The sequence below is a fragment of the Sutterella faecalis genome, from assembly GCF_006337085.1.
GTDB lineage: Bacteria > Pseudomonadota > Gammaproteobacteria > Burkholderiales > Burkholderiaceae_F > Sutterella > Sutterella faecalis.
In genome coordinates, this window is record NZ_CP040882.1 from 52,290 (window position 1) to 76,596 (window position 24,307).

General features: G+C 60.5%; 21 protein-coding genes. 8 read left to right on the forward strand and 13 right to left on the reverse strand.

The features are described from left to right. The first annotated feature begins 45 nt into the window (after positions 1 to 45). The 4 genes from FG381_RS00200 (at position 46) to FG381_RS00215 (ending at position 5,351) form a co-directional block, all read left to right on the forward strand. On the forward strand, positions 46 to 2,865 hold the full coding sequence (locus tag FG381_RS00200) for an SNF2 helicase-associated domain-containing protein (protein ID WP_139686976.1): 2,820 nt from the start codon (positions 46 to 48) through the stop codon (positions 2,863 to 2,865). Then, positions 2,786 to 3,919 carry a DEAD/DEAH box helicase gene (locus FG381_RS12800; protein WP_139686977.1) on the forward strand — a complete coding sequence of 378 codons (1,134 nt, stop codon included), beginning with the start codon at positions 2,786 to 2,788 and terminating at the stop codon, positions 3,917 to 3,919. Before FG381_RS00200 ends, FG381_RS12800 begins: the two co-directional genes overlap by 80 nt. Before the next feature lie 241 nt (positions 3,920 to 4,160). Next, positions 4,161 to 4,706 (forward strand): rubrerythrin, encoded by a 546-nt coding sequence (rbr, locus tag FG381_RS00210; RefSeq protein ID WP_139686978.1) that lies wholly within the window; start codon positions 4,161 to 4,163, stop codon positions 4,704 to 4,706. 207 nt (positions 4,707 to 4,913) lie between these two features. Continuing rightward, positions 4,914 to 5,351, forward strand: a complete 438-nt coding sequence (locus FG381_RS00215; protein ID WP_139686979.1) for a MarR family winged helix-turn-helix transcriptional regulator — start codon at positions 4,914 to 4,916, stop codon at positions 5,349 to 5,351. Here the strand turns inward: FG381_RS00215 and FG381_RS00220 are convergent. The 6 genes from FG381_RS00220 to FG381_RS00245 form a co-directional block, all read right to left on the reverse strand. Next, positions 5,348 to 6,514 (reverse strand): ABC transporter substrate-binding protein, encoded by a 1,167-nt coding sequence (locus tag FG381_RS00220; protein WP_139686980.1) that lies wholly within the window; start codon positions 6,512 to 6,514, stop codon positions 5,348 to 5,350. The genes FG381_RS00215 and FG381_RS00220 overlap by 4 nt on opposite strands. A 42-nt stretch (positions 6,515 to 6,556) precedes the next feature. Then, a complete protein-coding gene (locus tag FG381_RS00225) occupies positions 6,557 to 7,318 on the reverse strand; it encodes a class I SAM-dependent methyltransferase (RefSeq protein WP_139686981.1) in 762 nt (253 codons plus the stop codon). Positions 7,319 to 7,353: 35 nt separating this feature from the next. Next, entirely contained in the window at positions 7,354 to 8,154 is an 801-nt protein-coding gene (locus FG381_RS00230; RefSeq protein ID WP_139686982.1) for an ABC transporter ATP-binding protein, read from the reverse strand. Next, on the reverse strand, positions 8,154 to 9,185 hold the full coding sequence (locus FG381_RS00235; RefSeq protein ID WP_139686983.1) for a FecCD family ABC transporter permease: 1,032 nt from the start codon (positions 9,183 to 9,185) through the stop codon (positions 8,154 to 8,156). The genes FG381_RS00230 and FG381_RS00235 overlap by 1 nt, the downstream gene beginning before the upstream one ends. 170 nt (positions 9,186 to 9,355) lie before the next feature. Next, positions 9,356 to 9,955 (reverse strand): anthranilate synthase component II, encoded by a 600-nt coding sequence (locus FG381_RS00240; protein WP_139686984.1) that lies wholly within the window; start codon positions 9,953 to 9,955, stop codon positions 9,356 to 9,358. Positions 9,956 to 9,996: 41 nt separating this feature from the next. Further along, a complete protein-coding gene (locus FG381_RS00245; protein ID WP_139686985.1) occupies positions 9,997 to 11,472 on the reverse strand; it encodes an anthranilate synthase component I family protein in 1,476 nt (491 codons plus the stop codon). A gap of 546 nt (positions 11,473 to 12,018) precedes the next feature. Between FG381_RS00245 and FG381_RS00250 the strand changes: the two genes are divergently transcribed. The 3 genes from FG381_RS00250 (at position 12,019) to FG381_RS00260 (ending at position 15,155) form a co-directional block, all read left to right on the forward strand. After that, positions 12,019 to 12,489, forward strand: a complete 471-nt coding sequence (locus FG381_RS00250; RefSeq protein WP_165697769.1) for an AAA family ATPase — start codon at positions 12,019 to 12,021, stop codon at positions 12,487 to 12,489. Positions 12,490 to 12,524: 35 nt separating this feature from the next. Further along, entirely contained in the window at positions 12,525 to 13,718 is a 1,194-nt protein-coding gene (locus FG381_RS00255; protein WP_139686987.1) for an IS110 family RNA-guided transposase, read from the forward strand. Between the two features lie 576 nt (positions 13,719 to 14,294). After that, positions 14,295 to 15,155, forward strand: coding sequence for an AAA family ATPase (locus FG381_RS00260; RefSeq protein ID WP_165697770.1), 861 nt, complete (start codon positions 14,295 to 14,297; stop codon positions 15,153 to 15,155). Here FG381_RS00260 and FG381_RS00265 read toward each other — a convergent pair. Then, positions 15,133 to 15,345, reverse strand: a complete 213-nt coding sequence (locus FG381_RS00265) for a hypothetical protein (protein ID WP_139686989.1) — start codon at positions 15,343 to 15,345, stop codon at positions 15,133 to 15,135. The two genes, FG381_RS00260 and FG381_RS00265, sit on opposite strands and share 23 nt — an antisense overlap. Continuing rightward, on the reverse strand, positions 15,332 to 17,083 hold the full coding sequence (locus FG381_RS12630) for an IS1634 family transposase (RefSeq protein ID WP_228025634.1): 1,752 nt from the start codon (positions 17,081 to 17,083) through the stop codon (positions 15,332 to 15,334). The genes FG381_RS00265 and FG381_RS12630 overlap by 14 nt, the downstream gene beginning before the upstream one ends. Before the next feature lie 115 nt (positions 17,084 to 17,198). Between FG381_RS12630 and FG381_RS00275 the strand changes: the two genes are divergently transcribed. Then, complete coding sequence (locus FG381_RS00275; RefSeq protein ID WP_139686990.1) at positions 17,199 to 17,603, forward strand: PD-(D/E)XK nuclease domain-containing protein; 405 nt, start codon at positions 17,199 to 17,201, stop codon at positions 17,601 to 17,603. Between the two features lie 63 nt (positions 17,604 to 17,666). Here the strand turns inward: FG381_RS00275 and FG381_RS00280 are convergent, their stop codons facing one another. Genes FG381_RS00280 through aroF form a run of 5 tightly spaced genes read right to left on the reverse strand, consistent with a single transcriptional unit; the run spans position 17,667 to position 24,246 of the window. Then, positions 17,667 to 19,460 carry a shikimate kinase gene (locus tag FG381_RS00280; protein WP_139686991.1) on the reverse strand — a complete coding sequence of 598 codons (1,794 nt, stop codon included), beginning with the start codon at positions 19,458 to 19,460 and terminating at the stop codon, positions 17,667 to 17,669. Positions 19,461 to 19,477: 17 nt separating this feature from the next. Continuing rightward, positions 19,478 to 20,626 (reverse strand): chorismate synthase, encoded by a 1,149-nt coding sequence (aroC, locus tag FG381_RS00285; RefSeq protein WP_139686992.1) that lies wholly within the window; start codon positions 20,624 to 20,626, stop codon positions 19,478 to 19,480. A gap of 51 nt (positions 20,627 to 20,677) precedes the next feature. Further along, complete coding sequence (aroA, locus tag FG381_RS00290) at positions 20,678 to 21,982, reverse strand: 3-phosphoshikimate 1-carboxyvinyltransferase (RefSeq protein WP_139686993.1); 1,305 nt, start codon at positions 21,980 to 21,982, stop codon at positions 20,678 to 20,680. A 55-nt stretch (positions 21,983 to 22,037) separates the two neighbouring features. Beyond that, on the reverse strand, positions 22,038 to 23,240 hold the full coding sequence (aroB, locus tag FG381_RS00295) for a 3-dehydroquinate synthase (RefSeq protein ID WP_226960364.1): 1,203 nt from the start codon (positions 23,238 to 23,240) through the stop codon (positions 22,038 to 22,040). After that, on the reverse strand, positions 23,215 to 24,246 hold the full coding sequence (gene aroF, locus FG381_RS00300; protein ID WP_139686994.1) for a 3-deoxy-7-phosphoheptulonate synthase: 1,032 nt from the start codon (positions 24,244 to 24,246) through the stop codon (positions 23,215 to 23,217). The genes aroB and aroF overlap by 26 nt, the downstream gene beginning before the upstream one ends. Positions 24,247 to 24,307: the final 61 nt, after the last annotated feature.

Genomic DNA, 24,307 nt, shown 5'->3' on the forward strand with positions numbered 1-24,307 from the left:
TATCCTCGCAGACTCTCGTTCGAACTCCTCCGGGAACCGCAACCCATGACTTCTTCACCGCAATACGGCACAACATGGTGGGGCCGCCGCTGGCTCGACGCACTTCAGGCGGTCGACTACGAAAACAGAATTCCGCGCGGTCTCGCCTATGCCGCGGAAGGCAAGGTTCAGTCGCTTAAGATCGATCCGGAAGCGCACGCCGTCAAGGCCCGCGTAGCGGGAAACTTTGATCCCTTCTATGCTGTGAAGCTCACGCTCCCGGCGATTGCTGAGGAGGACGTTTCCCGCCTCATCGACGAGATGGCGGAGTCGCCCCTCATTGTCGCCCGCCTCGCTGCACGCGAGCTCGCGCCCGAGATTTCCGAAATCTGCGAGCGCCTTGGGATCAAGATTTTCCCGGAAAGCTGGAGCGACCTCGGCATGAGCTGCAGCTGCCCGGACTGGGCCGTTCCCTGCAAGCACATCGCGGCCGTGATCTACAAGCTCTCCGAAGAGATCGACGCCAATCCCTTCGTGCTCTTTCAGATGCGCGGGATTGATCTCGTCGCGGAAATGGAAAAGCGCGGCGTGCAGATTACGCGCGCCGTGCGCACCGAGATGCCGCTCTGGTCGGACCTCATCGCCGCGGGCGGCCGGGTGCCGGAAGAGGATCCTTCTGCGAAGTGGCTCGAGAACCTCGAAGACCTTACCTTCAAGCCGATCGACGAAAAGCGTCAGGCGATTCTGGGTCTCCTTTCCGAGACGCCCGCGGGCTACGCCTACGGAAATCTGAGGGGCGTCGCGAACGGCGTCCTTGAAGAGGCGGCTGCCCTTGCGAAGGCGCAGATGTCGGCTTCGATCGTGAGGACGATTCCTGAATACGATGAATCTCGGCCCCTCATCAGCCTCAATACCTGGGGTCAGGCGATGGTCGACGCGTCGCTCGTCTGGAGCGAAAAGGCCCCGACCGGAGAGAATCTCATCGTGCGCCTCCCGGGCGGTCCCGACGCGGCGCCGCGGGCGCTCTATGAAATCTTCTCGGGGCACCTTACGACGAAGATGTTCTTGGAGTCGCCCCGCGAGCTCGAAGCCCTCTACGACGCCTGGCTCATTGCCTGCCGGCTGGTGCAGAAGGGCGCGGTGATGCCGCAGATTTATGAGCCGATCGAGGACTTCTTCCTCGCGCGCTGGATTCCTGCGGTGCTCATCCCCGAGGTGCGCAGGATTACCGAGGGCGTGGGCGAAGCGTTCGCGCATGTCCCGGTTGATTTCTTAAGAATTTCAGGCGTTCGCGGGCCCGTCGATCCGCTTCTTCTCGGGGAACTCGTGCTGAGCCTCTTCATCGGAAGCTTTGTGAAGAAGGCGGCGGAAAACCGCTCCGCGGATTCCGGTTGGGTGGATGCCGATGTTCATCGCGCGCTCTTTTCCGGAAAGCCCGTCGACACGAGCGAGGATCCGGAAGCGAAGGCGATGGGCCTCAGGCTCGAAAGCTGGACGGCGCCTCTCTATGTCGAGGAATTCGCCGCGGCCGAGCCCATTCTGGTCGTCCATGACCTCTGGACGCTTATGGAGGACAGAGCAGACGAAGCGGGGCTTCTTGCAAAGAAGAAGCGCGTCTCTGCAACAGCGCTTGAAGCCCGGCCGGCGAGGGAATTCGAGGTTGAAGCCGGTCCGACGCGCCCGCGGCGGGAAAGAGGGGAACTCGAGGACGACGGCATTCATGACGACGAGGAAAAGGCGGAATGCTATTCGCTTCCTGATTTCGCGAAGCCCGGCACCGATGAGTTCGATGAGGAGAAAATCAAGGCCATGCCGATCGGCATGGAGCTCATGTTCCGCACGGAAGCGCCTGAGGAAGGCGGGAATGCCCATCGTCCGCAGCGGACGGCGCGCATCGGGACCGTTCCCCTCCAAACCATTCTCGAGGACCGTCGCTTCCGGCCCGTGCGCTTTGACTGCCTGAGGACGGTGTCGCGCCTTTCGAGCTACTGCCCGGAACTCGCCGACATTCTGAAGAGCAGCGACTCCGCGCGCGCCATGACGCTTGAGGAAGCGACGACGCTTCTCGCCGACTCCATCCCGAAGCTAGAAATGCTCGGCGTCTCGGTGACGCTCCCGAGGAAGCTCAGAAACCTGCTTTTCCCGAAGCCTGAGATGGACATTGATCTCAGCAAGGACTGGACGGGCGGATTCCTCAATCTTAGGGAAATGCTCAACTGGCGCTGGCAGGTGGCGATCGGGGACGAAGTCGTCTCGCTCGACGAGTTTACCGAGCTTTGCAAGAACGCCGGGCGCATCGTGCGCTTCCGCGACCGCTACATGATGGTCTCGCACGACGACGTGCGCACGATCCGCCAGAAGCTTGCCGAACGCTCTCAGGTGACGAAGGCGGCGGTGCTGCGGGCGGCGTTGGCGGGCGACATTGAGGGCGCGGGCGTGAGGCTCTCCGACTCGGTGAAGTCGGCGCTGAAGGAACTCACGGCCGATGAAGCCTGTGAAGCGCCCGAAAAGCTCAATGCGACGCTCCGTCCCTACCAGGAGCGCGGCTACCGCTGGATGCTCAAGAACCTGCGCGTGGGCATGGGCTCCATCATTGCCGACGATATGGGCATGGGCAAAACACTCCAGGTGATTTCCGTCCTTGAGCGCCTGCGCGAGGACGGCGAACTGAAGGAGAAGAAAGCGCTCGTCGTTGTCCCGACAACGCTTCTCACGAACTGGATCCGCGAAGCCGCTAGGTTCGCGCCGGAGCTTCAAGTGAGTCTTTTCTACGGCACGGGAAGGGATCTCTCTCTGCACGGGACACGTGATTCTCACGACGTACGGGACGCTTCGCACGTCGCAGGAGGAGTTGCGCAGAATTCCGCTCCGCGTCATGGTGATTGATGAGGCGCAGGCCATCAAGAACTACCGCACGAACGCCTTCAAGGCCGTGAGAAGCATGAATCCCGACGGCTTCATCGCCATGTCGGGCACGCCTGTTGAAAACAGCCTCATGGAATACTGGTCCGTGATGGAGGCGGCCAATCCCGGGCTCCTCGGCACGGCGACGAGCTTTAAGGACGAGTTCGCGCTTCCGATTGAAAACGACCACAGCTATGAGGTGGCCGAACGCTTTAAGCGCGTGACGGCTCCCTTCATCATGCGCCGCATGAAGACCGACAAGTCGATCATCAGCGACCTGCCGGACAAGATCACGACGGACGAATTCTGCCGCCTCACAAAGACGCAGGCGGCGCTCTACCGCGCGGTCGTCCGAAAGAACATGAAGATCGTCGAGCTGGCGGACAACGCCTTCGTGCGGCGCGCCCTCGTTCTGCAGATGGTGCTGCAGCTGAAGCAGATCTGCAACTCCCCCGCGCAGTTCGAACCCACGGCCGCGAACCTCGATCCGATGGCGTCGGGCAAGATGCGCAGGCTTTTCGACATCCTCGACGAAATGCAGGCGGCGGGCCGCAAGGTCCTCATCTTCACGCAGTTCGTGCAGATGGGAAATCTCCTCGTGGACTGGATTGCCGAGCGGACGGGAAAGAAGCCGCAGTTTCTCTACGGCGGCCTTTCTCCGGCGCGCCGGCAGGAAATGGTCGACCGCTTCCAGAACCGGCGCGACGAGAACATCATGATTCTGTCGCTCAAGGCGGCCGGCACCGGCCTCAACCTCACGGCCGCCTCCGCCGTTGTGCACTACGACCTCTGGTGGAATCCGGCGGTTGAAAACCAGGCGACCGACCGCGCCTACCGCATCGGGCAGACTTCGAACGTCAACGTCTACCGCTTCATCTGCGCCAACACCTTCGAAGAGAAGATCAACGAGATGATTGAAAAGAAGAAGCTCATTGCGGAAATGACGGTGTCTACCGGCGAAAACTGGATCGGCGACCTCACGAACCGCGAACTCGAGGAAGTCTTCAGCCTTGAGGACGACGCGGCAGCTCAGTGAGGAGAGCCGCATGAAGTCGGCGGGCCTTTCCCGAACACATCGGGACGGGCCCGGCCGCTCCTGAAATTGCCTTTTGAATTTCCCTCTCGTCCTCTGATCGGACGAGTTTTTCCCTCTATCATTCGGCTGCGGTCCGAAAAAAGAGACTTCAAGTCCGCTTCGCCCGCAGATCCCAAGAAAAACCGCTCTCCGCCATCCGGCGGAAAAGCGGACTCCAATCATTCAACATTGAGACCCCCGAATGACCAAGACGAAATTCTCCGGCACCCAGACCGAAAAGAACCTCGAAGCCGCCTTCGCCGGCGAATCCATGGCCCGCAACAAGTACACGTACTTTGCGGCCGTCGCCCGCAAGGAAGGCTTCCAGCAGATCGCCGAGATTTTTGAAGAGACGGCGGAAAACGAGAAGCAGCACGCGAAGCTCTGGTTCAAGCACCTGAACGACGGCGTGGGCACCACGACGGAAAACCTGAAGGCCGCGGCCGAAGGCGAGAACTACGAGTGGACCGACATGTACGAGACCTTTGCGAAGCAGGCTGAAGCCGACGGCTTCCCCGCGCTTGCGTACCAGTTCCGTGCGGTGGGCGCGATCGAAAAGGCGCATGAGGCGCGGTTCCTCAAGCTCCTCAAAAACATCGAGATGCAGCAGGTCTTCGAGAAGAGTGAGGAAGTGATGTGGCAGTGCCGCGTCTGCGGCCACCTCGTGATGGGCAAAAAGGCTCCGGAAGTCTGCCCGGTCTGCGCGCATCCGCAGTCCTATCAGCAGGTTCGCGCGGAAAATTACTAATCCGCTCTGAAGGGAAAGCGCGGATCTCCGCGGCGGGCGAAGACGAATCCTCTTCGTTTCTTCGCCCGCAAGCGGCCGCGAAGCCGACAGCCCGGGAAATGTCTCAGGCGATTGCCGAGGCCTTTTTGCTATAAAGGCGTTTTTGATTGCGTGATCGCCCGGGGAAACACTTCCGCGCTGCAACCGTCCCAAAAGGATTTTTTTGAAATGCATCATAGAGCCATTCTTTCCCTTGCCGCCCGCATTCATGAAGAGGGCCGCCGGAATCTCCTTCAGCGCATGAAGGCCGAAGGGCTCGATGAGCTGACGACGAGCTGCGGCGACATCTTCATGGTGCTTTTTGCCGAGGAAGGGCAGAGCCTTACGGCGGTCGCGCAGAAAATCCGGCGCACCAAATCGACGACGAGCGTCATGGTGGACCGCCTTGAGAAGCAGGGCTACATCGTGAAGCAGGTTTCTCCCGACGATGCCCGGGCGAGCGTCATCTGCCTCACGCCCAAAGGCCGGGCCCTCAGGCCCATGATGATGGAGATTTCGGAAAAGCTCACGGACGACATCTGCGCCGGCCTCACGGATGAGGAGGCCGGCGAGCTCGAGCGGCTGCTGAGAAAATGCGCCTGCGGCATGCGTACGGCCGCGGATTAGCCTTCCTTCATTGAAAGCATGAACGTTCCCTGGGGATCGATTTCAGGGAGGTATTTGCGGTAGGTCGCGACAAGGGCGGCCTCCGGATCGGCATCCTTAAAGGCTTCCGGATAGAAGACCTTGGCGAGGTATTGCGTGAAGCGCCAGTCCACGATGGAGCGCAGACTCCCGTGGTCGACCCCATAAAACTCGTTATTCCTGACGGCCGGCAGGTTCTGCCAGAGGGGACGGTTTTTAAAGCCTTCGAGGCGCTTCATCGCATCGGCACGCTCTACTGTAAAGCCCATCCGCATCTGATCGGCATGATCGTTCCCCCAGATGCTGCCTCCGATGATGACGACTTCCGGTGCTCTCGAGATCACGAATTCCCGCGTGAGGGCGCTGTAGGGTTCAGGGTTCTTCTCAGAAATGCTTGCTGCTTCAATGCGCTTCAGAATGGCGCCCCAGAGAATCGTGGCGTTGTAGGAATTGCCGTACTGTCCGGGCCCGAGGTTGCCGAGCTCCATGTAGCAGGTGCGGTGCTTTGCGTTCGAGGGGAGCGCCCGGATGCGGCGGTCGATTTCGGAGAGCCCCTCCATGCATTCGCTGCAGAGCGCTTGAGCCGCGTCGTCGCGGCCGAGAAGGCGCCCGAGGATGCGGGTGGAGAGCACGTGGTTCTCAAGCTTCATCGCGTGATAGTCGATCACGATGACGCGGATTCCGGCGCGCTCAAGAAGATTGATGCGCTGGTTGTTGGCGGCAAACTGCGAGCGGCCGATGAGAATCACGTCGGGCTTTAAGGACAGAATGCGTTCGGTATTGAGAATGTCGTCGTGGAAGCCCCCGATGGAAGGAATCTTCGTGAGCTCGGGGAACGCCTTCGTGAAGACGCGGTATTCGCCCGTGCGGGTGCTCTCCCAGTGGTCCTGGGTGAGGCCGACGACTTTCTGAAGCGCGCCGCTTCCCCCCACAAGAAGGTAGTTGGCGATGTAGTTGGCGACGATGATGCGCTTGGGCGCCTCCTTGATGGTCACCTGGCGGCCCGCGATGTCCGTGAAGACGAGGGGCCAGGTGCCGGCAGGCGGAAAATCGGGAAGCGCTGCTTCAGCGCCCCGGGCGAGTGGCATCAGGCCGAGGGCGAGCGCGGCGCTCGTAAATTGCAGAACGGTGCGGCGGGAGATCATGAGACTGCCTCTTTCAAGAGAAGAAAAAAAGGATGAAGGGATTCAGAAGGGCTTCCTTGCGAGCACCATGAAGTCGCGAACGAGCGCGGCTTCTCTGCCCGTTGCCGGGTCCGTCACATGGACGAGAACGGGTTCGAGGACGGTTACGTCGGAAAAGCCGCATTCAAGGAGCGATTCAACGTCCCAGCCCGGACGGTCCTGGTGCGTGAGGGGTAGTCCCTCCGCAATCCGTTCCATCGGGCTCGTGTCGACGCCGAGCATGAATTTTTCGCTGTGGCCGTAGGGAACGGCTTCCGTCTGGTGAAGCCGCGCGAAGGCCAAGTCCTCGAGATATCGGTAGTGGTTGCCGTCGGCATAGAAGAGCTCGCCGCCGGGCTTGAGCGCACGGAACCAGTCCCGGAGCGCCCGAAGGGGATCAGGAAGATTCCAGATGACGTTTCGGGAAAGAATGGCGTCAAGCGACCCGTCCTCAACCGGAAGCGCCGCCGCATCGGCTGCGATGAAATCAACCGGGAGGCCCATCGCCGCGGCGTTCCTTCGCGCTTCCTCAAGCATTCCGGGGGATGCGTCGAAGCCGACCGCCTTCCAGCCCGCTTTGGCTGCGGCGAGCGCGAGAAAGCCCGGGCCGCACCCGGCGTCGGCTACCTTCGCTGAGGGAGGAAGATCGAGGAGGCGCGTGAGGCGCGCGACCCAGCGCTCGCCTTCGGGGGAAGCCAGTTCATCGATCGTGCGCAGGCTGTAGCCTTCGGCGCGCGTGTCCCAGTAGTCCGAGATGCGGGAGGGGAGGGAGGAAGCATGAGTCATGGCGTGCCCGGTGTCTGAGAAAGGGAAAAAAGGGATCAGGAATGAACGTGGTCGGGATGATGGTGCCCCGTGTCGACGTCGAGCGGCTTCTCGGGAATCACGACCAGGCGCCCGCCCGAGGTGCGCTCGACGGCTGCCTCAACGCGGTAGACCACGGAGAGTTCGTCGGGGGTCAGCACCCTTTCGGGGGTGTCATAGCGCCTTACGGTGCCGTCGGCGAGCATGAGGAGGCGCGTCGAAAAGCGAGATGCGAGCATGAGGTCGTGCACGACCGCGAGCGCAATGGAGCCCGTGCGGCTTGCGTACGACCGTGCGGCCTCCATCACGATCAGCTGGTGCCTCAGGTCGAGCGCGCTCGTGGGTTCGTCGAGCAGCAGCACCCGCGGACGGGAAACAAAGGCCTGCGCCATGAAGACGAGCTGCTTCTGGCCGCCCGAGAGCGAGGCGACGGGAAGGTCCGCGAGATGGCTGATCTGCATGGCATGAAGGGTCTGATCAACCTGCTCGAAAACATCCGGCGTCACGCGCCAGGAGAGGCGCCGTCCGAGGCCGAGCATCACCATTTCAAAGACGGAAAGGCGGCTTGCAACCTGCGTGAGCTGCGGGAGGTACGCTATGGCGCTTTTGGGAAGAAGCTCGCCGTTTTCCTTGAGCACGACATTCCCGACGCGGGGCGCGAGGCCGGCAATGGCCTTGAGGAGCGTTGTTTTCCCTGCCGCATTGCGGCCGGTGACGGAAACGAGCTCCCCCGCCCCGACGGAAAAAGAAATGTCGTGAAGAATCTTTTTCGGTCCGAAATCAACGCCGAGGTTGTCGATAGTGAGCGTGAGCGCCATCAGAAGTCCCTCCGGCTTTTCAGCAGCAGAACAAGAAGGAAGGGCACGCCCGCAATGGACGTGACGATGCCGATCGGGAGCATGGCGCCCGCGGAGAGCCACTTGGCAATCAGTGAGGAGAGAAGCATGATGAAGCCCCCCGCGAGAATGCTCCCCGGGATGAGCCAGCGCTGATCGTCGCCGAGGAGGAGCTTTGCGCAGTGAGGCGCGACGAGCCCCACGAAGGCGATGGTGCCGATGAAGGAGACGGCGGCGGCAACGAGAAGAGAGGAGACGGCGAAAACGAGGATTCTCAGTTTTGCGACGGGGACGCCGAGGCTCTTTGCGCGCTCCTCTCCGACGGAGAGCGTGGTGAGCTGCCAGGCGGCAGGCGCAAGAAGGAGAACGCCCGCGAGAAGCGCGCCTCCGGCAGCGGCAGCTGAGAGCCAGCCGGCACGCTCGAGGTTCCCGAAGGTCCAGCCGTTGATGAGCTGGGCGGTTTCGGGCGACGCGAGGTAGATGAGAAGCTGCTCGAGCGCGATGAAGAAGAAGTTCATGATGATGCCCGCGAGAATCAGCGTCGAGGGCGTCATTCCGCGCATGCGGCCGAGGGCGAGGATCAGACTGCAGATGAGAAGCGCGGAAAGAAATGCGGCCGCAATGGTGCCGGTCCAGAGTTCTCCAGCGATGGTGAAGCCTGATGTGATCGCAAGCGCCGCGCCGAAGCTCGCGCCCGAGGTGATGCCGAGGGTCGAGGGGCTCGCAAGCGCATTGGCGGTGATCGTCTGAATCGAAAGGCCGGCAAGCGAGAGCGACGCGCCCACAAAGAGCGCCGTCACCGACATCGGCAGCCTCAGCTCCCAGAGAATGAGGGCCTGGGGATTCTCGGCCGAAGGCCCTGCTGCGAGGGACGCGAGGAGCTCTCCGAGCGGAATGCCCGAAGATCCGGTGGCAAGGTCAAGCGCCAGAAGAAGAATCACGGCAGCGGCAATGAATGCCGTGACGACAAACCGGCTTCGCTGGCGCTCCCGGTAATGGATGTGGCAGGACATGGGGGAAAGAGGAAGAATGTATGAAGATTTTAAAAATCATCATACGATCATTCCATCCATCCCGCCTCCGCAAAAAGTTGCAGAAAACTGCCTTTTTCACTCAATGCGTGCGGCCTAATCCTTTTGGTCTTTTTGGTCCTTTTGGTCCTTTTGGTCCTTTTGGTGCCGGGTTATTTCCTTAGGCTGCGGTACGCCCGGACGGACCGGAGGAAATTCTCAAACTGCTCCATGCCCTTTTCAGAAAGGACCGACTCCGGGTGGTACTGCACGCCTTCAATCGGCAAAGTGCGGTGGCGGATTCCCATGATTTCGCCGTCATCCGCCGCGCGGGCGGTGACTTCAAGTTCGGGCGGGAGCGTCTCAGGGTCGAGCGCGAGCGAATGGTAGCGGATGACGGAGAGCTTTTCGGGGAGCCCTGCGAAGATGCCGCGGCCGTCCGTCGTGATGTCGGAGGCTTTGCCGTGCATGACGCGCTTCGCATGAATCACCTTCATGCCGAAGACTTCGCCGATTGCCTGGTGGCCGAGGCAGACGCCGAGCATCGGGATCTTCTCTCGGGCGCCCGCCCGGATGAGATCCGTGAGGATCCCGGCTTCGGAGGGTTTCCCCGGACCGGGGGAGAGGACGAGCGCATCCGCGCCGAGATGGAGCACGGCGTCCGGAGTCGTCCGGTTGTTGCGGAAGGTTTGAACCTCGGCTCCGAGCATCTGCAGATACTGCACGATGTTGTAGGTGAAGGAGTCGTAGTTGTCGAGCATGACGAGCTTCATGATTCTTGTTCCTCAGTCGTTGGCGTCATTTCCGGTGCGCTTCAGAGCGCGAGGCCGCGGGCGGCGAGTTCGATCGCCTTCATCATGGCGGCGGCCTTATTGCAGGTTTCGAGGTATTCCGCATGCGGAACGGAATCGTGCACGATGCCCGCTCCCGACTGAATTTCCATGTGCCTGCCGTCGAGCACGATCGTGCGGATGGTGATGGCAAGGTCCATTGCGCCGTCGTAGCCGAAGTAGCCGGCTGCCCCGCCGTACATCCCGCGGGGCGAGGGTTCAAGCGCATGAATGATTTCCATCGCGCGCACCTTCGGGGCGCCCGAGAGCGTGCCCGCCGGGAAGGCGCTCCGCACGAGATCGAACGCGTCCCTGCCTTCCCCGAGCTCGCCCTCCACCGTGCTCACAATGTGCATGACGTGGGAGAAGCGCTGAATCGACATGAAGTCGGAGACCTGAACGGTGCCGGGGGCGGCGATTCGTCCGAGGTCGTTGCGCGCGAGGTCGACGAGCATCAGATGTTCGGCACGCTCCTTCGGGTCGGCGAGAAGCGATTTTTCGAGCGCCGCGTCTTCTTCCGGGGTCTGCCCTCTCGGACGCGTGCCGGCGATCGGCCGCAGAAGGGCTTTGCCGCCCGCTTCCGTCCGGCAGAGCGTTTCGGGTGAAGACGAAATGAGGATGAGCTTTCCCATCTTCATGAAGAAGGTGTAGGGAGAGGGATTGATGAGCCGCAGCGCCCGGTAGAGCGTGAGCGGGGGAATATCCGTTTCGCCCGAGAATTTCTGCGAGAGCACGACCTGGATGATGTTGCCGTCGCGGATCTGCGCCCTGGCTTTTTCGACCATTTCTGAGAACGCCGTTTCCGTGCAGTTGGAGCGGAGTTCCGGAACGGGATGGCTTTCGGGGGTTGCGGGAAAAGCCGGCCGGGCGAGCTTTTCCTTCATGACGCCGACGCGCCGCACGCCTTCGTTGTAGGCGGCCTGGAGCGTCTCAAACTCATCCGTCCGGACGGCCGCCGAGAGCATCAGCGTATGTCGGAAGTTGTCGAAGATGATGAGGTCGTCAGCAATCATGAAGGAGGACGTGGGCCCACTGAGGCCGGGCTTCGGCGCGGGAAGAGTTTCGAATTCGCCGACGGCTTCGTAGCCGATCGCGCCCACGGCGCCGCCGATAAAGGCGGGCATGTCGGGGGAAAGTGCGGGCGTGAGGCCCTGCATGAGAGTTCTCATTGCCATGAGCGGGCCGTCTGGTGCCGGGAGTTCGCGTTTCTTTCCATCCGCGGGCGCGTAGAAGGCTTTCCCGTTCTCGACGGTGAAGACGCCCCGCGGGTTGAGGCCGATGAAGGAATAGCGCCCGAAGCGTTCTCCCGCTTCGACGGATTCGAGGAGAAAGACGTTTTCGTCATCCTTCAAACGCGCGAGGACGGTGACCGGCGTCTCCATGTCGGCGCAAAGTTTTTCGGTGACGGGAACAAGGTTGCCCTTCAGGGCAAGGTCGGAAAATTCCTGGAAGCTCAGCATGGCGGATTCGACTCCGGGCGGAAGAAGGAAAAGGAGAAAACAAAAAATCGGGACGAAAAAAAGCGGACCGGAAGCCAATGGCCTCTGGTCCGCTTTCAGGGCAAGGACTTTGACGAAAAGTCCTCTTGGGTTCAAGCGTTCGTCATGCTTTCCTCTGATGGAGCACTCTCAGACAGCAGAGCGCCTCGTCAGTACGATTCCCGGAATGGACGCACGCGAACGCGGGCAGCGGACCGAAGGACCGACGCCAGCGCCAGGCGGCATTGAGAATCGAGACGAGGAAAAGCATGGGGTGAACGAAAAAAGAATGTATTGAGGGTTAGCTTGACAGATGGAGGGATTTCCCGCGCAGGCTGAATCACCGTTTCAAGTTGATGCAGATCAATATTTAATCCCATCCTGACCGGAACTGAGGTCTATCGGGCGGGAAGCGGCCCATCCGTGCGCCGTACCTGGAGAGCGCGCTCTGAGGTTCATCCGGCTGCGAGGCTTAAGCCAATCGGGGCGATAGAATCGCTTTTTCGGAACTGCGGGATGGTGCGCGTCATGCAGAAAGAAGAAGTCTTCAAATTGCCGCTGGGCCATTCCGATTTTGCGAGGCTCCGCGAGGAAAACTGCATCTATGCGGACAAAACGGAAGCGATCCATCGGCTCTCATCCGAAGGCGGCCGGATTTTCGTCGCGCGTCCGCGCCGGTTCGGGAAGTCGCTCCTCACTTCAACCTTTGATTCCCTGTTCCGCTATGAGTTGAGGGATTTTCAGGGCCTCGCGGTCGAAAAGCTCTGGAAAGAGAAAACGCATGCCGTTGTTCATCTCGATTTCTCGGAAGTCTGCGAGTTTGCGGATGCGGAGGATTTTCGCAGCCAGTTTGAAAGTCTCCTGATCAGCAGCTTTGCCGCTGCAGGTCTTCCTTGGGAAGAGAAGATAGATGGTGCGCTTGCGCAGATAGCCTCCTGGCTTAATGACATGGACCACCCACTGCATCGAACCCGTTCGAGCGAATGGGCGCGACAATAGGTGTATCTACCTCTAATACCGCAGGAGGCCATGCCATGACAAAGAAGCATACGCAAACGACGCTTGATGTTTCCATCGAATATTCCGCGATCGGGCTGGACCTCGCCAAATACGACGTTTCCTTGGCAGCGGTGACGCTCAACGAGGGAGAAATTATTTGTATCGACCGCGTGACTTATGCTGAGCTCTATGAGCTTGCCGACAAGCTCTCCCCGACGCTGTTTGCAGTTGAACCGTGCTGCGGCTACTCGCAGCTTGCCCTTGAGCTCGAGGCTCGCGGCCATGAGATGCGCGTTATCAACGGCAAAGTCGTCAAGATGTGGATCGACACGCATATGTCGGGCCAGAAAACCGACATCAACGATGCGCTCGCGCTTGCCCGGCTGACGGCCGATCCGGATCTTCGGCCTATTCGCGCGAAATCTCTCGAAGAATGCCGCATTATGACGGTGCAGGGCGTGCGTCAGCAGCTGATCGGACAACGTACGAAGACGCTCGTCAGCTTCAAGGGCTTTGCCCAGACCTGGGGAATCCACATGCCTGCCGGCAGGCGCAATCTCAAAAAGATGCGTGAAGCCGTGGAAGCTAAGGCAGACATGATGGGCGACGCAGCTGTCTCTGCTCTGACGACGATGCTTGACCGCGTGAAGACGCTCGATGATCAAATTCATCAGCTCGACAAGGACCTTGAAGCACTGGTCAGCGCCAATGCCAACGGCAGGCTGCTGAAGAGCGTCATGGGCGTCGGCACTCAGATCGCCGCCCGCTTCATTACGGTTGTCGGCGATGTAAAACGGTTTGAAACGTCACGCTCGCTTGTTGCCTACATCGGATGCGTGCCGAAAAATTACATTACGGGGCATGTGAATAAGCCCAGACAAAAGAAGAGCTCTGCTCCCGACCTGAGCAGCAAGGGCCAGGGGCGAATCAGCCGCCGCGGCGACAAATTGCTGAGATCCCTGCTGATGCAGGGTGCGGCCTGCATCTACATGCAGTACTGCAAGAGGCAGCTGCCCGACTGCCAGCTCACAAAGTGGATTGACAAGCAGCTGGCGGTGAGGAAGCCCTACGGCAAGATCATGGTGTCGCTGGCGGCGAAACTCATCCGGATCGCATGGGCGGTGCTCACCTACGGCAAAAAGTTCGACATCCACAGAGCGGGCGTCCCCCGCTCGGTGCTGGCGGCGATGGCCGTTCAACCCAGCAATGAGGCTGCCGCTGCAGCATGAGGCATCGGCAATTCCATAACTAATCGCGTGAAATGAGAAACCCTTTTCTGTAAGGCTTGTCCGACAGCTATTCATGTCGAATTGCACTTGATGCATGTGGCTTTTTATTGGCAAGGACAAGACTTCTGATGAGTTCATTTTGGCCATGGCATGCAAGCATGCCGACAGGCCTGAGAGATTAACGGAAGCGGCCTCTCTCGTTGATGCGTGATTACTGGGACTGGAATACTGCCGGCAACAACCAAAATGACATAACACGGATTAGCCGATGTAGGGTCGCTAAGTCCGAATGCGGGCTGCGCTTCGCTTGTCGCATTCGCACATAGCGACATTGTATCGGCGGAGGTCCTGTAAAGCGGCTTACGCGGCATATGCTCCGCTCGGCCTGAAGGCCGTGCTCGCTATTCCACGACCGCTTGACAGGAATAGGCTCAGTGCCTGAAGGCACCAGGCCAGCAATGCCGCCAGCTGCCGCTATAAGGCGCTCGACTAACTCACTGCCCGCAGCTTCGCTCCTGAGCTCGCGCGTTACCGTACTTGGAGCTTGACAAACGTGGGTGGTCCAGAGATTCGACCTTGAAGCCTGCGTCGCTCGTCATCCTGATCGACGAATACGATGCGCCGCTCACGAAGTGCATCGGCAATCCGACGCTCTTTGAGGACGTGCGCCGGCTGATGCGTTCCTTTTTCCGGATGCTGCAGGAAAATGATCGGATTCTCCGCTTCTTCTTCATGACGGGAATCACGGGAGGTCTCACGGACCTTTTCCCGGAACTCCATCATTTGGAGGACATTTCCCGGAAACCTGCGTACGGAACACTGATCGGCTTTACGGAAGAGGAGATTGAGGCGAATTTCGGGGCCTGCCTTGAAAGCGCACAGTCGGCGCTCCGGATGAGCCGTGAAGAACTGATGGAGAGCCTGCGAGGCTATTACGGCGGTTATTCCTTTGACAACAAAGCCTCCACGCATGTCTTCTGTCCCTGGTCGGTGCTCAATTTCCTCAAATATCCGGAGCGCGGCTTTCGGAACTACTGGTTTGAAAGCGGCGGAAGGCCCGCCATCCTCATGAAGCTTCTCGCCCATGCCGGACCGCTGAGTTTTGCCGAAGCGAAGCGAATTCCCTTGAGCGAGGCCGGCGCGGCACGGACAAAGGACGACATCAGGCCCGAGGCGCTCCTCGAGCAGGCAGGCTATCTCACCATCCGGGCTGTGACGGCAGACGGCTCTGCGCTTATCGGGTATCCCAATAAAGAGGTTTCCATATCGATGGCGGAGCTCTATGCCGGGGAACTCCTTCGCGGGAAGCCTCTTGAAGGCCCGGAGGAGCCGATGCTCTCCGAAACGCTTCGGGATGGTGCCGTCGAACCTGAACTTCCAGCCGTTTATTACTCTCGCGACTTCGGACGGTCAGTCAGCGACTTAAAAAGGTCATGAGTTCCTCCATGGTCTTACCGCTTCGAGCCATGGCTTCCGCAATCACTTCGGCCTGCCGCAGCGTCTTTTCCTTGTTGAGTTCGATGAGCTTTACCCCGAGCTTCTCGTAACGTGTTTTGACCTTCAGCAACCGCTGCTGAGTCAGTTTGATCTGCTTCTCAATCGAAGCCAGCGACTTACGCTTCGGCATCTTCATTCTCCTCCTCGCCAATCGGTTCCAGATCCTCGACGTCCTCCATGCTGTCTTTCTTTCCGGCAAGCGCGGCAGAGATGGCGGCGGCCTGCGACATAACCTTGTCCTTCGTCATGCCAAAGGATTTCAGGATGATTTCCTGCGTCCTCGTGATTGCGTGGTCAAGCTGATATCTGCCGTCATTGATTCTCACCAGCTCGATTGTCTCCAGTTCCCGGATCGCCGCAGGAACCGTCATGTAGTTCCTCTTTGTCGGCAGGCGGAGCATCTCATCCTTCAGGAGGTTGTAGAGCCTCTGTCGAATAATGAGAGCAATAAATTCAATAAAAATCTTGGCTCTTACGGCTTCTGCGGAGTGTACCCGCATGCTCTTGCTGCCCAGGAATGATTTGTCTGCGCTGAAGAGCTTCTCTGAGGCGTCGCGGCCTCGGTACTGCAGATAAGCGTCTCTGGCGCTCATTTTCTCGGAGGTAATGATGCAGAAATATCCGCATCTCGAATAAGCATGCTCGATGATGCTCTTCTTCTCTTCGGCAAAAAGGAAGCGGCCTTTTTCGTCGTAGTGACACTGGAAGTAATCTGTATGCGGGGATCCGAACTCCACTTCACGGCCGACCCACTGGTCGAAGTTCTTCTGCATCTGCGTCAGCGCGTTTTCTATATCGCGCCGCTCCGTCGCCATCTTCATGGGGTTAAAGAAGACATGAAAGTAGCGCTCCCGTGAGTCTTCCGGAAAAATCTTCATTTTTTCCGTTGTGCCGCTGATGCAATGCTCGCGCAGGGAGGCGTCGACGCGATTTTCGAAAGTGCCGTGGAGCCTGTCGACCAATTCGGCCACAAGTGCCTTGCAGCCCTTAACCATCATGATGAACTCAAAGTTATTCGCATCCATGTAGTCGATGTTGATCTTGCAGAAATAACCTCGGTCGATGATGAAGCCAATACGCTTGTAGTTGTACGCAATTGCCTTGTCTACAAGGAATTTGAACTGACTGACGTCATTAATGGAGCCAGGGTAGCATTCATAGAACAACGGCACCTGATTGGTTTTGTCGTAGGCGACGGCAAGATTAAAAATCGGGCATCCCTGATCGACTTTGGCCTTGCCGAATTCAACAAAATCAACATCTCCCGCCTGGCAGTTCTTATTAGTTGAATCATAGGAAATGTAGATCCGTGAGCGATGATCGCGCTTTGCGTTCCAGTCGTTCAGAAAGCCTGAAATTTGGTCCGGGCTGACGTTGGCGAGGAAGCTCGAGATGGCGGCGTCGCTCGCAATCCGCATGTCTTTCGAGAAGAGCGGATGTCGATATGCGTAGTCCGGGTAGTACTGCCCTTGATTCCTTTCCTCAATGATCATGTAGGCGGCCAGATCCAGCACCAGCCCAGCTCGATCAAGGAAATGCTTCTGGAGCATTTTGCCGAGGCCGTACGTCTGCACGATGTTTGCTATGACGATGTAGCTGCCGGCCATCAGCGTGCTGCAGCGCCTGGCGCTCTCCCGGACTTCTGGGAGAACGGCATCAGGGAAAAAGACCAGGAAATTTTCATTCGGAACCATGGTCTCGGTTTCACCAACGCATTTTCCGATTAGCACACGCTTGGGCACCGTGTGCTTCTTTTTCGGGTCGTAGCTGCGCTCCAGAACGTAGTGGATGTACGTTCCGCTCTTAGTGCCTTGCCGACTGATTTTTCCTTTGAGCCTGGGTATCGGGACCGTGAAATTCAGGAACATTCGAAGTTAAATTGCGAGAGTAATATATTACTCTCGAGTGTACAAGAAAAGCGCCGGCGACGCAATGAAATTTTTTAAGTTTTTTCGGTAGTAATGATCAAAATCCTGTTGGATCTTGAACGAGAGTCATGCGGTTCTGGAAGTTGAGGTCGAAGAGGTGATTGAGCGCTTCAATAAGGCTGTCAACGCTATTGACTATGTTCGATTTCCCATCCGGGACGAATCAAGTTGCCGAGCCTATCTGCAGGTTCTATTGATAGGCGCGGCAATGCTGCCGAAGGTTGAAACACATACGGCGTTGGGTCGAAGCGACCTTGAAGTGGAGTCCGGAAGCCGTCACTGGGTCTTCGAATTCAAGTATTCGCAAAATGGAGAGGATGCCGGGAAGCTTCTCGAGGAGGCTGCGAACCAGATCCGTTCCCGGCGCTATGGCGAAACGCCGCATGGAAAGGAACTCATTCGAGTCGCCTTGGTTTTCGACGGCCGCAGGCGGCAGTTTGTCCGCTGGGCGCGTCTCTGAGTTGAAGCAGACGGAAAGCCGCAGGCGCCGGGAAAGCGCTCTGCGGCTTCGGAGGAGAAAGGATCACCGGGCCTGTCCGAAGGCACGGAGGATGGCCGCAGCGGCGTCCTCTGGTGCGCCAGTATTCTCGATCGTCACGTCGGCGTTCCCGAGGTAGATGTCTTTTCTTTCTTCCCAGATCTGCGTGAGGGGCTTTGAGAGCGAAACCGGGCGTCCGGCTACCGGAAGGTCGGAGAGCGGGCGCGTGAGGAGCGCGATCCTGCCGTTCTGCTTCAGGGCCTCCCTGTTCTTTTCACGGAGAAGCGTTCCGCCCCCCGTCGCAATCACGACGCCCCGGCGAGCGCCTGCGAGCTGCGTGATGTGGGTTTCGAGGTCGCGGAAGGCTTTTTCACCGTCTCTCGCAAAGATTTCCGGGATGGAGCAGTCGGCCGCCGCTTCGATCGCGTCGTCTAGGTCGATGAATTCGCGCCCGAGCGCACTGGCGATCGCGCGCCCGACGGTGGACTTGCCGCTCCCGGGCATGCCGGAGAGGACGATGTTTTCATTCTCAAGCGCGAGCTTTCTGAAAAGGCCGGCCGTGTTCGCCGCCGGCTCGCGGTTCCAGAGAAAGCGCCGCGAGGCTTCAATCGCCTGAACGACGAGCATGAGAAGACCGTTCATGCTGGGGATTCCTCTCGCATCGGCTTCGAGCATCAGCTTCGTCCTGGCTGGGTTGTAGATGAGGTCGAAGACGAATTCAAGATGCGGAAGGATTGCGAGGTTTTCAACGGGCGCTGCCCCGGCGCGAGGGTACATGCCGACGGGCGTGGCGTTGACGAGTATCGCGGCATCGGATTCGCGCGCGATGTTTTCGTAATTGAGATCGCCAGTGCGCGAAACCATTTTCGGGTTCGCGCCCATGTCCCGGAGGACCGAGAAGACGCACTTCGCCGCACCCCCGGTGCCGAGAATGAGCGCCTTCTTTCCCTTCACATCGATGCCGGAGGCCGCAATCATGGCTTCAAAGCCCGCATAGTCGGTGTTGTCGCCCGTGAGCGATCCGTCGGCCTCGCGGATGATCGTGTTGACGGCGCCCACCTTTTCGGCGCGGTCCGTGAGGCGCGCGAGGAAGGGAATCACGGCTTCCTTATAGGGAATCGTGACGTTGACGCCGTCGAAGGGGACGGAGGCAAAGAATTTGTCGAGGCGGTCGGGCTCAACCTCGAAGCACTTGTAGGCGTAGGCCGCGAGTTCCTTGTGAATGGCGGGCGAAAGCGTGTGGGAGAGCGTGCGTCCGAGAAGCCCGCAGAGAAGGCCCGCGCCCGGGCGAAGCGCCTTGTGGCGGATTTCAGAGCGCCGGACGGTTGCGCCGAGTCCGATCAGGTCGGCAATGAGGATCTGCGAGGCTTGGTCGCCTTCAGACCGGAAGGTGATGGAAACGGCGTCGCCCCCGGGAATGACGGCTTCCGGGACGAAGCCTCCCGCGAGGAGCGCGGCGAGGGCTTTCGCCGTGACGCTCCGGGAGGATTCTCCGGGGAGCACGGGAAGGCGCGCCTCACAGCTTCCCTTTTCAGGAAGGTCTTCGGGCGAGAGGATGGGGGCGAGCTGCCGGCGGCGGGATCCCGCAATGAGGACCTCGTAGACGGAATGAAGCACATGGCTCGTTTCCGGATCGCGCCCGCTCGTGATGCGGGAGAGGAGCGCTTCCTCGCGTTTGAGCGCATGAACGGCAAGTCCGAGGCGGCGCTTTCTTGCGCCCACTTCGTCTGCGACCGCCATGCGTTCGTCGATGAGGCCGGAGAGCTTGCCGTCAATGTCGTCGATCCGTTCGCGCAGATCCCCGAGGGGCGCCGAGATTTTCTGTTGAGGCTGATTCATCACTGGTCCGGTGAAATTTATTCGTTGCTGATCTTTCCCAGCGTGGGAATCGAGGGGCGTTCGAGCGTCTGAGGGAGAACTGCCGGGCCGGAGAGGAGGCTGTCGAGCACGGCGAGTGCGGCGACCGCTTCCGCCACCGGCACGGCGCGCACGCCGATGCAGGGGTCGTGACGGCCCCGTACGCCGAGTTCGGCGTTTTCGCGGCGCGAGATTGAAATGGTCTCCTGCGCGAGCGCGATCGAGGGCGTGGGCTTCATGGCAATGCGGAAGACGACGGGCGCAGCCGTAGTGATGCCGCCCGCAATGCCCCCCGCGTTGTTGGTGCGGGGCTTCGCGCCCGGGGCATCGGGAGAAATCTCCCAGGGGTCGTTGTTTTCAGACCCCTTCATGCGGGAAGCCTCAAACCCGCGGCCGAATTCGACGCCCTTGACGCCGGGAATGCCGAAGAGACCAAAGGCGAGCTTGCCGTCAAAGCCTTCGAAAAGCGGGCCCCCGAGCCCGCAGGGGAGACCCTCGATCATGCATTCGATCACGGCGCCGATGCTGTCGCCCGCTTTCCTCGCCGCGAGAATGGCTTCGGTCATGCGGGCTTCCGCGTCGTCGGTGAGAACCGGAAGGCCCCTCGAGAGGCGCTTCTGAAGGTCTTCCGGATTCTCGCCCATCGGATTCATGGGGCGGTCTTCCGCCGTTCCAACTGAGAGGAGGTGGGCGGAAATGCGGATCCCGCGGCGCTCGAGAATCTGGAGCGCAATGCCGCCCGCGAGGGTGATGGGAGCGGTGAGGCGCCCCGAGAAAGCGCCGCCCCCGCGGACATCCTGATGCCCCTGGTACTTGACTTCAGCAGGAAGGTCCGCATGCGAGGGCCGCGGGAGGTCGGCTATCGCCTTATAGTCCTGCGAGCGCTGGTTGGTATTCCGGATGATGGCGGCAAGCGGCGCGCCGCAGGTGACGCCCTCGACCATGCCGCAGAGGATTTCCGGCGTGTCGGGTTCCTTTCGCTGCGTGGCGAGCCTTCCGCCCGGGGCGCGCCGGGCCATGAAGGCCTGCAAGGCGTCCACCGAGATCGATTCGCCGGCAGGAAGGCCCTCGATCGTGCAGCCGATCGCGTCTGCGTGCGATTGTCCGAAGACGGTGGTGCGGAGGTTTTCGCCGAAAGTCGTGTTCATGCTGAAATCCAAAAAAATGTTCTAAAGCTCGTTTGGGGTAAGAGAAGCGCATTATTCCGCGCTGCAGAGGCCGCCCAACTCTGCGAAGTCCTCAAGGAACTTCGGATAGCTTTTCCGGAAGGCTTCCGCTCCGGAAATGCGGACGGGCGCTCCGCCCGAGGCGGCCGCGACGGCGGCCGCCATCACGATGCGGTGGTCGCCGAAGCCGTCAATATCGCCCCCGCGGAATGCCCTTGCGCTGCCGAGCCCGTGAACGACGAGGCCCGCGGGCTCCTCCTCGTGCGGCACGCCGAGAAGCGTGAGCAGCGCCGAGGTGCTCTTCAGGCGGTCGCTTTCCTTGATGCGGAGCCGCCCGGCATTCGTGAAGCGCGTGGTGCCCGAGGCCGCCCCCGCGACGACGGCGAGAATGGGAACCAGGTCCGGAATCTGCGCGGCATCAATCTCAATGCCACGGAGGGAACCGGGCGCAGCGCCCGCTGCGGATTCGGTCTGAAGAATCTGCGCGCCGAAGCGCGCGAGGATTTCGGCAACGGCCCGGTCGCCCTGAAGCGAATTGCGGCGGATGCCGGTCACTTCGACGGATTTCCCTTCGTCGCCCGCGAGCGCCCCTGCGGCAAGCCAGAAGGCGGCGTTCGACCAGTCGCCCTCGACCACAAGTTCAGGTCCGGCATGAAGCTTCCCGCGGCCGATGACGGTCCAGACGGGGAGCCCCTCGGGTCTCTTTTCCTCGCGAATTTCGACGCCCGCGGCTTCGAGCACTTCGAGCGTCATGCGCACGTAGGGTTCGGATTCAAAGCCTTCTGTGATCGCGAGCGTGCTCGTTCCGTCAAGAATCGCGAGCGCATAGAGAAGACCGCCGATGAACTGCGAGGAGACGTTTCCGGGAAGCGAATAGGCGCCGGGAGCGAGCTTCCCTTCCACGACGAAGCCTTCGCCCGGCAACGTCGTGAGGCGGATGCCGTGGCGCTTCAATTCGCCGGCAAGCGGTTCGACGGGGCGGCTGGGGAGCCTCCCGCGGCAAATGAACTTTGCGCCGCATCCGAGAGCGGCAGCGACGGGAATCAGATAGCGAAGCGTCGTTCCGGATTCGCCGCAGTCTACTTCCGGGAGCCTGGGGGAATGATTCCGGTCGATCGGAATAATGTCGGCGTCTCCCGCATTGCCCTGGGTCACCCGGGCGCCTAAGCCCCGGAGCACGCGGCAGGTGGCGTCGATGTCCTCCGACCGGGTGCGGCAGGAGACATGCGCCGGCGATTCCGAAAGCGCCGCCGCAATCAGCAGGCGGTGCGCATAGGACTTCGAGGCGATGGCCGGAATTTTTCCGCTTAAAGGCTGCGGCGTGACGGTGACGATCATGGCGGGAGCGGTGTGTGTTGAGTCGAATGAAAAATGTTGAGGAAGAGGCTTTGGATCAAAGACCCGTTTCGAGCATGGCGCGGAAGTCTTCCCAGGACACCTTCCTCACTTCGGCGCGCCCGGGAGCGATGGGAAGGACAAGGTTCACGCCCGAACCGGCGGACTTTTTGTCGTGGCTCGCAACGGCAAGAAGCGCATCGATGCTGAAGTCGAGGTCGGCGCGCGCCAGAAGCTCTGGCGGTATGGATGACGGCAGCCCCGCCTGACGAAGGAGTTCCTCAAGGTCTTCGAGCATCGCGCGGGGGAGCTTCCCTTCCTTGACGAGCGCCTTCGTGAGGATGTGCATGCCGATCGCGACAGAGGCGCCGTGCGAGAGCGCATAGCGCGACGCCGTTTCAACGGCGTGGCCGGCCGTGTGCCCGAGATTGAGAAGCCGTCTCGCGCCCGACTCCTTTTCGTCTTCGGAGACGATGCGGCGCTTCACGTCGATCGAGCGCGCGATCAGACCGACCGAAGGAAGCGGTGCAATGCCGCTTCGGCAGGGGCCGAGTTCAGTCCTCACGGCCGCGAGCACATCGCCGTCGAGCCCGGCATATTTAATGATTTCGCCCCAGCCGCAGGAAATCTCGCGTGCGGGAAGCGTGCGGAGAACCTCCGGGTCGATCAGGACGCCGACGGGCTGCGAGAAGACGCCCATCAGGTTTTTGCCGGCTTCGAGGTCGACGGCCGTTTTCCCGCCGACGCTCGAATCAACCATGGCGAGAAGGCTCGTCGGCATCTGAAGGCACCGGATGCCTCTCATGTAGAGCGCCGCGGCAAGACCAGCGAGGTCGCCGACCACGCCGCCCCCGAGCGCAATAACGGCGTCCTTTCGCGTGAGCCTTAAGCTCGCCATGGCTTCGAGGACGCGCACGAGCTCGAGGGGCGTCTTGCTTTCCTCTCCGGCCGGAATCGTGATGACGCCGGCCGAAGCCCCCGGGCGGGTGGCTTCGAGCGCGGCTTCGACTTTTCCGGCGTAGAGCGGTCCCACGTTGGAGTCGGTCACGATGACCGCGCGAACGGAAGGATCCGTGAGGCCGAGCAGCGCAGAGAGGCGGCCCGCGAGCCCGGGCGCATCGGAAATGAGGCCGGGGCTCAATTCCACGAGGTAGCCTTCGCCGGCTGTGACTTCAAGGATCTGTCCGTTCTGCATGGCGTCTACTTTGTTGAAGGAAGTTGAATGGTTGAAGGAATCAGGCGGCGCGGGCCTCTTCATCATGGACCGCAAGCGCCGTGCGGACGGCTTCGACGCGGCGGCAGAGCTCTTCGAAGGTGTCGGGCGTGATCGACTGCGGGCCGTCGCAGAGGGCGGCAGCGGGGTTGTTGTGCACTTCGATCATGAGGCCGTCGGCGCCTGCTGCGGCTGCGGCCGCCGCCATGGCCGGCACGTAGCGCGCCACGCCCGTTGCATGGCTCGGGTCGATGACGACCGGGAGGTGCGTGCGTTCGTGAAGGACCGGGATGACGGAGAGGTCGAGCGTATTGCGGGTAGCCGTTTCATAGGTGCGGATGCCGCGTTCGCAAAGAACGATCTGGTCGTTGCCGCTCGCCATGATGTATTCGGCCGCCATGAGGAGCTCCTTCACCGTGGCGCAGAGGCCGCGCTTGAGCAGAATGGGCTTCTTCGTCTTCCCGAGTTCCTTAAGCATCTCGAAATTCTGCATCGAGCGGGCGCCCACCTGAATCATGTCGACATCTTCGAAGAGGGGCAGATGGTCGATGCTCATGATTTCAGTCACGATGGGGAGCCCCGTCGCGCGCTTCGCCTCGAGCATGAGTTCAAGGCCTTCGGCGCGCAGACCCTGGAAGTCGTAGGGCGACGTGCGGGGCTTGAAGGCGCCGCCGCGGAGCATCGTCGCGCCGGCTGCCTTGACGGCCTTCGCAATTTCAATGATCTGTTCGCGCGACTCGATCGAGCAGGGGCCCGCCATCATCGCGAAGTGACCGTCGCCCGTGAGGGCGCCGCCCGCGTTCACGACCGTGTTTTCCGGGTGGAAGGCGCGGTTGGCGAGCTTGTAGGGATCCGAAATGCGGCGGATGGTTTCAACGTAGGGAAGCGCCTGAACCTGGTCTACCGGAAGGTGGCTGCGCGTTTCGCCGATGATGCCGATCGCGACCTTTTCGGCGCCTTCCATGATGACGGGACGCAGCCCGCGCGCCGCGAGGCGGTTCTTGATGTCGGCGATGTCGTTCGCGGTGGCGGTGGGCTTGAGGATAAGGATCATGATGCTCTCCAGCTTGTGTGATCTTTTGCTTGTCCGGCCGATCTTTCGATCCGGGCAAATG